This window comes from Amycolatopsis sp. MtRt-6, from assembly GCF_017308975.1.
Lineage (GTDB): Bacteria > Actinomycetota > Actinomycetes > Mycobacteriales > Pseudonocardiaceae > Amycolatopsis.
In genome coordinates this window covers 83,470-91,539 of the sequence record NZ_JADWPD010000043.1, presented here as the reverse complement: position 1 = coordinate 91,539, position 8,070 = coordinate 83,470, and the positions used below count along the sequence as shown (strand labels likewise).

Annotated in this window: 8 protein-coding genes; 4 read left to right on the top strand and 4 right to left on the bottom strand. The window is 74.2% G+C overall.

Features of this window, described 5'->3' with window-relative positions:
* A partial coding sequence (locus I4Q55_RS44560) for a hypothetical protein (protein ID WP_206796857.1) occupies nt 1–245 on the bottom strand: 245 nt, incomplete at its 3' end.
* 16 nt (nt 246–261) lie between these two features.
* Nucleotides 262–1,170: an ornithine cyclodeaminase family protein gene (locus I4Q55_RS44555; protein ID WP_206796856.1), complete on the bottom strand. Its 909-nt coding sequence runs from the start codon at nt 1,168–1,170 to the stop codon at nt 262–264.
* Between the two features lie 42 nt (nt 1,171–1,212).
* Here I4Q55_RS44555 and I4Q55_RS44550 point away from each other — a divergent pair, with 42 nt between their 5' ends.
* The 3 genes from I4Q55_RS44550 to I4Q55_RS44540 are packed head-to-tail and all read left to right on the top strand — an operon-like array spanning nt 1,213 to nt 3,154.
* Entirely contained in the window at nt 1,213–1,812 is a 600-nt protein-coding gene (locus tag I4Q55_RS44550; RefSeq protein WP_206796854.1) for a pentapeptide repeat-containing protein, read from the top strand.
* Nucleotides 1,813–1,841: 29 nt separating this feature from the next.
* Nucleotides 1,842–2,441, top strand: coding sequence for a sulfite oxidase-like oxidoreductase (locus I4Q55_RS44545; protein ID WP_206796853.1), 600 nt, complete (start codon nt 1,842–1,844; stop codon nt 2,439–2,441).
* Nucleotides 2,411–3,154 carry a ferredoxin reductase gene (locus I4Q55_RS44540; RefSeq protein WP_206796852.1) on the top strand — a complete coding sequence of 248 codons (744 nt, stop codon included), beginning with the start codon at nt 2,411–2,413 and terminating at the stop codon, nt 3,152–3,154. Before I4Q55_RS44545 ends, I4Q55_RS44540 begins: the two co-directional genes overlap by 31 nt.
* A gap of 57 nt (nt 3,155–3,211) precedes the next feature.
* On the opposite strand, the gene I4Q55_RS44535 is transcribed toward I4Q55_RS44540, so the two are convergent.
* The gene (locus tag I4Q55_RS44535) at nt 3,212–5,587 is read right to left on the bottom strand and encodes a helix-turn-helix transcriptional regulator (protein WP_206796851.1); all 2,376 of its coding nucleotides are present in this window, start codon (nt 5,585–5,587) and stop codon (nt 3,212–3,214) included.
* Entirely contained in the window at nt 5,584–6,714 is a 1,131-nt protein-coding gene (locus tag I4Q55_RS44530; RefSeq protein WP_206796850.1) for a molecular chaperone DnaK, read from the bottom strand. The genes I4Q55_RS44535 and I4Q55_RS44530 overlap by 4 nt, the downstream gene beginning before the upstream one ends.
* 303 nt (nt 6,715–7,017) lie before the next feature.
* Here I4Q55_RS44530 and I4Q55_RS44525 point away from each other — a divergent pair, with 303 nt between their 5' ends.
* A complete protein-coding gene (locus tag I4Q55_RS44525; RefSeq protein ID WP_206796849.1) occupies nt 7,018–8,034 on the top strand; it encodes an IniB N-terminal domain-containing protein in 1,017 nt (338 codons plus the stop codon).
* Nucleotides 8,035–8,070 lie beyond the last annotated feature (36 nt).

The following is an 8,070-nucleotide window of genomic DNA, read 5'->3' as shown; positions in this document are numbered from 1 at the left end:
CCCTCCCCCTCGCCCTCGCCCTCGCCCTCGCCCTCGCCCTCGCCCTCGCCCTCGCCCTCGCCCTCGCCCTCGCCCTCGCCCTCGCCCTCGCCCTCGCCCTCGCCCTCGCCCTCGCCCACGCCCACGCCCACGCCCACGCCCACGCCCACGCCCACGCCCACGCCCACGCCCACGCCCACGCCCACGCCCACGCCCACGCCCACGCCCACGCCCACGCCGGCGGCGGGGCGGTGGCGAGCCTTCATACCCGGCAAAACCCGCCTACCCGCCCACCCCCACCGCCGCACCGAGCAGCCGGGCGATGGCCCAGTCCTGCACGGCGAGCCCCACGGACTTGAACACGGTCCGCCCACCCACCACCGGCGGCGTCCGCAAGGCCGAGCCCAGCTCGATCAGCGACCCACGGCCGAGGAGCCCCGCGTCCACCGCGTGGATCACCTCGCCCGCCTCCTCCAACGCGGCATCGACCTGATCCACGACCACACACCCGGCGGTGGCGAGCAACTCGGCGGGCAGCTCCCGCATGGACGGCAGATACGACCCGATCGCGTTGACATGAACCCGCTCGGGCAAGTCATCAACAGCGAAGAGAGGAGCACTCGACGAAGTAGCACAACAGACAACCTCGGCATCGGCCACGGCATCCGCGGCACTGGCGGCAACCCGCACAGCCACATCCGGGAACTCGGCCCGCAACCGCGCGGCCAACGCCGAAGCCCGCGAGCCGTCCCGGCCGGACAGCGCCAAAGAACGCACCGGCCGCACCGCCGCCACCGCACGCACCTGGTCGGCGGCCTGGGCACCGGTGCCGAGCAACGCCAGCCGGCTCGCCGAGGCCGGGGCCAGCAGGTCCGTCGCCACGCCGGACACCGCGCCGGTGCGCAGGGTCGTCACCTCGACGGCGTCGGCGACCACCTGGCCCGCGGCGGTGTTCCACACCAGCGTGCCCAGGATCATCGGCGTGCGGCCGGGCGACAGGTTGAGCGTCTTCACCACCGTCGTCGACGTCGGCGTGTGGCAGGCGGTCATCACGAGCGTCGTCGCGGCGGCGAACGACAACCGTTGCGGCACCACGAAACGGCCGGCGGCCAGGTCGATGAAGGCCTCGCGCACCGCTTCGACCGCGGCCGGCATCGGCACGGCCTCGCGGACATCGGCGGCGTCGAGCATGCGTGGCCCCTCCGGCGTGGGATCTGCCGCTAGCCTGGCGGCATGTCCGAGGCCAGGCAAGAGGAGCAGCGGTTCTTCCGTGACGACTGGTACGGCGAGGAGATCACCGGGCGGCACTACGTGCGGTGCGAGTTCCACGAGGTCGACCTCTCCGAGGCGGCCACCCGGAACTCGGTCTTCACCGACTGCGTGTTCGGCAACGTGCGCTTCAACGCGTCGCGGCACACGGATTCGGCGTTCACCGGCTGCACCTTCAAGCGGTGCAGCTTCTTCGACGCCGAATTCACCGGCTGCAAGCTCGTCGGCGCCACGTTCACCGAGTGCGGGCTGCGGCCGCTGCGGGTCACCGGCGGGGACTGGTCGTTCGCCGGGCTGGCGGGCGCCGACCTGCGGAAGGTCACCTTCCAGGGCGTCCGGATGCGGGAAGCCGACCTCACCGGGGCCGACTGCGCCGGCGCGGTGTTCGCCGACGTCGACCTGTCCGGGGCGACGCTGCACGCCGTCAAGCTGCCGCGGGCCGAGCTGCGGGGCAGTGACCTCTCGGCGCTCGACCCGCTGAACGCCGAGCTGACGGGGGCGATCGTGTCACCCGAACAGGCTGCGGTGCTCGTCACGTCGCTGGGGCTGCGGGTCCGGGCGTAGGCTCGGCGCGACCGGAAAGGGAGGGCCGCATGGGTGTCGTGACACCGGGTTTCCAGGGCCGGGCGCGCAGTGGCAACCCGCGGCTGCCACCCGGGCAGTACCTGGCAGAGGACTTCCCGGTGCTGTCGGCGGGCCCGACCCCGCGCGTGCGCACCGAGACGTGGGAGTTCGCCGTCACCACCGAGACGGGCGAGAAGCACACCTGGAGCTGGGCCGAGCTGATGGCCCTGCCCAGCGAGAAGCCCACGGTGGACATCCACTGCGTCACCCAGTGGTCCAAACTGGACACCCGGTGGCGCGGCGTCTCGGTCGACACGCTGGTCGGCGGGCTCGACACCGAAGCCGACTACGTCATGGTGCACGCCTACGGCGGGTACACGACGAACCTGCCGCTGGCCGACCTGCTCGACGGCCAGGCCTGGATCGCCTACGAATACGGCGGCAAGCCGCTGACCCCCGAGCACGGCGGTCCGGCGCGGCTGCTCGTGCCGCACCTGTACTTCTGGAAGTCCGCGAAGTGGGTGCGCGGGCTGGAGCTGAAGACCCGGGACGAGCCGGGCTTCTGGGAGAACGCCGGCTACCACGACTACGGGGATCCATGGCGCGAACAGCGGTATCAGGGCGACTAGCCTGGCGGGTCGCCCGCCTGGCCGAATTCCGCGACGAGACGCCGACGGCGCGCACGCTCGTCTTCGACCTGCCCGGCTGGCCGGGTCACCTGGCGGGCCAGCACGTCGACGTCCGCCTCACGGCCGCGGACGGCTACCGCGCGCAGCGCAGCTATTCACTGGCCGCACCGGCGAACGGCGACCGGGTGGCGCTGACGGTGCAGCGCGTCGCCGACGGCGAGGTGTCCGAGCACCTCACCGGCCCGTACGCGATCGGCGACCCGGTAGAGATCCGCGGCCCGATCGGCGGCTGGTTCGCCTGGCGCCCCACGGACCCGGCCCCGGTCCTGCTCGTGGCGGGCGGCTCGGGGATCGTCCCGCTGATGGCGATGATCCGCGCCCGCCGCGCGGCGGGCGTCCGCACGCCGTTCAAGCTGATTTATTCGCTGCGCACCCCGGCGGAGCTGTACTACGCGGACGAGCTGCGCACACCGGTGGCGGGTGTGGACGTGACGTACGTGTACACGCGCGAGCTGCCCGAAGGCCGCCCAGGCCTGCCTCGCCGCATAGACGTGCCAACGCTCAACACGGCAGGCTGGGCGGCGGAGTTCGGAGCATCGTGCTTCGTCTGCGGCCCCACGGGCTTCGTCGAGACGGTCGCGGACATCCTGGTCGCCCTGGGCCACGACCCGCACCGCATCCGCACGGAACGCTTCGGCCCCAGCCGCGACTGAACGGCGGAGTCCCCGCGTCGGCTCCGGCCCGGCCGAACCGGCGACCGGCCGCCCGCCCTACGTGGCGTCCGGCCGCGAAAGCAGCTCCCGCAGCGTCGCCAGCAGCTCCCGCCGGTCCGCCGCCCCGAGCTTCCCGCGGATCCGGGCCATGTGGTGCTCCACCGTCTTGCCCGAAATGAACAGCTTGCTGCCCGCCTGCTTGTACGTCAGCCCCTCCACCACCAGGCGGGCCACCTCCAGCTCGCGCTCGCTCAGCGCCGCCAGGCCCGTGCCCGCCGCCGGTTCCGCCGACACCCCGGGTTCGCGGCGGGCCGTCGTCCCCTGGAACTGACGGGCCGCCTCCAGGAGCTGAACCATCGCCTTGCGGTCGGACGTCCGGATCGCCGCCTGGCCGGCCAGGCGGGCCGCGTCCCAGCGGAGGCCCAGGTCGTGCAGTTCGGCCGCCGCCGCCGTGATCGCGTCGGGGTCGAACGTTCCGCCGAGGACCGCCAGCCAGCCCTGGGCCGCCGTCGCCAGGGCTCGGGGGTGGCGGCCGCAGTGGGCGTGGGATGTCAACGTCGCCAGGTGGGCCTTGGCCGCGTCCGCGTCCTCCAGCGTGATTGCCGCGTGCAGCTCGTGCCAGACCAGCGATACCGTCCACAGTGGAGGCTCGCCGAGCCGGGTGAGGAGGCCGTGGGCGCGCTCGAACTGGCCGGACAGCTTGGCGAACGCGCCCGTGCGGGCCGCGGCGATCGCCAGCTCGCCCAGTGGGAGCAGCGTGAACAGGTCGGTCTGCTGCCGCATCGACGCCTGGTACGCGCGGTTCCACGACCGCTGCAGCCCGACGAGGTCGCTCGCCCGGCGCGCCAGGCCGAGCTCCAGCGTCGCGAAGAACATCTCGTCGCGGGCTTCCAAGGCCAGGCCCGCCACGGCGTCACGGTGTTCCGCGGCCGTCGCCAGGTCGCCCGCCGTCATCGCCACCCAGCCCAGCAGCAAGCGGTGCCGCACGGCCAGCAGGTCCCCGCCGATCCGGCCGGCCAGCGCCCGGCTCAGCACGGACTCCGCCAGCGCCAGCTCGCCCGTGTGCAACGCGGTGAGCGCGGCCAGCGCGGCCGGGCTGTCCGGCAGCAGCGTCCCGCCGAGCGCGGGCTCCAGCATCGCCGCCGCGCCGAGCAGCGTGGACAACGTCTCCGTCGCGCAGCCGGACACCGAATCCACGATGCCGCGGGCCATCCGGGTCGCCGCGCCGGCGAACAGCGTCGGTGCGACGCCGGGGGTGGGGGAGTCGAGGAGACGGCGGGCGCCCTCGATGTCGCCCGTGCCGACCAGGGCCGTCGCCGAAAACGCGTCGGTGCGGCCCGCCCAGTGGTACAGCTCGGCGCTTCGGGCCAGCTCGCCGCGGTGCGCCAGCACGGTCGCCGCGATCTCCGCCCCGGCCGCGCGGGTTTCCGCGTCGGCGGCGCCGAGCATCCCGTCGCCGAGGCGCAGCGCGGTGTCGAGGTCGCCGGACAACGCGGCCGCGCGCGCCCACCCCGCCGTGACGGCGGGCGAACGGTCGCCCGCTTCGGCGGCCGCTTCGAACAACCGCGTCGCCAAGTGCGCGTCGGACGGCAGCGCTTCCGCCGCCGCCGCGGCGAAGGCAGCGGCGGCGGACGCGCCGGAACTGCCCGTGCCGAGCAGGGACCGGGCCAGGTCGAGCACCGGCAGGCCGTTCGCCAGCTGCAGCTCGACCAGCCGCTGCACCGTCGTCAGCCGGCGTGCGGGCGGCCCGAAGTCGCGGACGGCGGCCGCGGCCAGCGGCAGCAGCGTGTCGTCGGGGGCGAGCAGGCCGGTCGCCCGGGCGCGCTCGACGATGGCGGGCAGCTGGTCGGGACCGCGGTCGAGCAGCGCGCACAGCAGATCGAGGTTGCGCCCGGCGCCCGCCTCGGCCGCGATCAGGTAGCGGAGGACGTCGTCGTCGAGCTCGTCGAGTTCGGGCCGGAACTCCTCGAGCCTGCCGAGCAGGGCGCGCTCGGCCAGCCGCGGCACCCCGCCGCTGCGGGCGTGCAGCTCGGCCGCGGCCGCCGGGTCGGCGGGCGAGCCCGTCACCGCGGCCATCAGCCGCGCCACGTCTTCGACGCCGAGGGGACCGAGCTGCAGCAACGTCCAGCCGGGCGCCACCGCGGCCGGCCGGTGCGCGACGGCGATCGGCCCGTCCGCGCCGGCGAGCAGCTCCTCGAGCTGGTCGGCGCCGAGCCGGTCGGCGTCATCGACCAGCACGGCCTCGACGCCGGCCTCGCGATAGCACCGGTCGAGCGCGGCGAGCAGCACGCTCTTGCCGTACCCACCGGGCGCGACGACGGCGAGCCGCAGCGGAGTGGCCGGCTCGGCGGCGACGCGGTCGAGCAGCTGCCGCGCCGCCGGGTGCACGAGGACGGTGCGCGGCGGGGGAACCTGCGTGAGCAGTGTGTTCAACAGTGACCTTCACCGGAGGGGGCGCAGTGGGTGGGGGTAACAGCGGGGGCAGGGCCACCGGCCGGACCGGCGGTGGCTTCGCGGGCGGTGATGGTGATCACCACAGCCGACACGGCGGCGGCGAGCACCAGCACCGCAGCAGCAAGCGGGCGCCGCCGGCGGAACAGGCTCAGCGGGCCGGTTCGCTCGGGCAGCTCGAACGGCGTGATCTCCACCGGCGGCCGGGGTGGGCGCTCGCCGAGCTCACCGAGCGTGTCCACCCTGGGGAGCAACGTCGTCTCGACCGCGGGTGGCTCCTGCGGTGTCCCGCGGTGGTCGGCGCGCAGGGTGGCGAGGGTGGCCGCGCCGAGGGCGGCGCTGGCCGGCGGAACCGGTCCCGCGAACATCGGGCACGGCGGCCGGGCCGGCAGGGCGTGTGGGGGGACGTCGCCGCAGAACACCACGCCCGCCAGTCCCTTGGGGGACGTCGAGGCCGCGCCCGCCAGTGCGAAGAGCGTGCTCAGCGCCGCGGCCGGGGCCACGCCTTCGGCGCTCTGGCCGAGCTGCCAGCCGCCGGCGCCGCTCGCCGTGGCCAGCGTTACGTTCACGCCGTCGTTGCCGAACTCGCAGACCCCGGCGACCTGGTCACCGGGGCCGGGGACCGGCAGGTGCGCGCCCAGTGCCGCGATCGAGCCGGGAACCAGCGTGACCGCGGTGAACCCGGCTTCCGCGAGGGCCCGGCGCAGCACGTCACGGCGGTAGCCGCCCCAGTCGCCGGGGTGGGTGAGCACCAGGTGGTGCGGGGGGCCGCCGAACAGGCTCTCGGCGTGCTCGGCGATGCCTTCGACGAGCACCGTGGTGAGCGTCTCGGGCGGGAACGGCTCGCCTTCGACGAGCATCGGGACGTCGTCGCCGATCCGGCGGTGGAAGCCGGTGAGCAGCCGGGACGGGACCTGGGCGCCCGCCTGTGCGGCCGCGTCGCCGGTGAGCAGGTACCCCTCGTCGTCGACGAAGAGCGCGGACGCCGCGGCCGGGGACCGTTCGCCCAGCCAGAGGGGTTCGGGTTCCGCCCACCCGGGGCCCTGTCGGCGGCAGGTGGCGGCGTGGGTCCGGCCTTGGGCCACATCGATCCCGAGGACGTAGGGCAACGGCGCTTTCCTCCTCACCTCGTGGCGGCCGAACGGGGGCACGGAATCCCCCTAGGGTTCCGGGCATCCTCACCCAAACGGGTTAGTCAGGCAAGGGTCTGGAGGGATTTAACCCAACTGTGCGCGTCTCGGATGAGCCCCTAACTCCCTAACGATGACATATCGATCCCCTATCGGCTGACCGGAGTGCGACTCGGAGTGATCCCCGATGTGCGCTGGGGGACCGTCTCCCTACCTTGATCACGGAGCAGCGGTCCCTGCGGTCGCTGCTGTCCCCCGAACCACCGGACCAGGAGAAATTCCATGGAATCCGTGCAGACCTTGCACGACTTCGCCCTGAACCTGCTCAACGACCCGACCGCGCTCGCGGCCTTCGGGACGGACCCGCAGGGCGCCCTCGCTGCCGCCGGCCTCGGCGACGTCAGCGCCGCCGACGTGCACGAGGTCCTCCCGCTGGTGCTCGACTACGTGCCGGTCGACAGCCTCCCGGCCGTGGGCAGCCTCCCCGCCGTCGGCGACCTGACCAACGTCGGCACCGACGCCACCGGCATCCAGGGCGCGATCGACCAGCTCACCGCCCTCACCGCGGGCCTCGGCCTGCCGGCCACCCCGGCCCTGCCGGGCGTGGGCGACCTGGGCGTCGGCGAGCTGCCGGGCATCGGCGGCCTCGGCCTGCCGGCCGTGCCGGGCGTCGGCGCGCTCCCGGCTGTGAACGACCTCACCAACACCGCCGCCGGCGTGACCGCGCTGGCCGGCGACCCGACCGGTGCCGCCTTCGGTGCCGCGGGCGACCTCGGCTCCAGCCTGGACGCGGTCCAGGTGGCCGGCAACCTCGTGTACTCGGTCACCGACGTCAACCACAGCGCCGCCGTCGGCGCCGTCGGCGAGGTCAGCAACCTCGGCGAGAGCGTGCTGGGCAACGCCACCTACAACGCGACCACCCCGGTGTACGAGGCCACCTCGCACGTCGGCGACGTCAGCGGTGACCTCACCCACACCGTCAACTCGGTCGTGGGCAACGTCGGCGACTTCTCCGGCATCCTCAAGGGCGCGGGCGACCTCGACGTCAAGCACGTCACCGGCGAGGTCACGGGTGCCGCCCACGGCCTGGGCCTGGGCGAGGTCACCAACACCGTGACCTCGGCCACGGGCATCGGCGCCGACCACAACGCCGTCGGCCAGGTCGGCGAGCTCGCCTCCGGCAACGGCACGGCCGTCCACGACGTCGTCTCCGGCGTGACGGACATCAGCCACAACGCGCTGGGCAACCTGCACATCGGCGACATCGCGTCGAACAACGACATCCACATCGGGCACTGATCCCCGAACCGGTCACCGGTGCCCGTCCCGCGGTCT

Excerpts from the sequence above, each read along its gene's own strand:
- I4Q55_RS44555 (WP_206796856.1), bottom strand. The coding sequence starts at position 1,170 with ATGCTCGACGCCGCCGATGTCCGCGAGGCCGTGCCGATGCCGGCCGCG.
- I4Q55_RS44550 (WP_206796854.1), top strand. The coding sequence starts at position 1,213 with ATGTCCGAGGCCAGGCAAGAGGAGCAGCGGTTCTTCCGTGACGACTGG.
- I4Q55_RS44545 (WP_206796853.1), top strand. The coding sequence starts at position 1,842 with ATGGGTGTCGTGACACCGGGTTTCCAGGGCCGGGCGCGCAGTGGCAAC.
- I4Q55_RS44540 (WP_206796852.1), top strand. The coding sequence starts at position 2,411 with ATGGCGCGAACAGCGGTATCAGGGCGACTAGCCTGGCGGGTCGCCCGC.
- I4Q55_RS44525 (WP_206796849.1), top strand. The coding sequence starts at position 7,018 with ATGGAATCCGTGCAGACCTTGCACGACTTCGCCCTGAACCTGCTCAAC.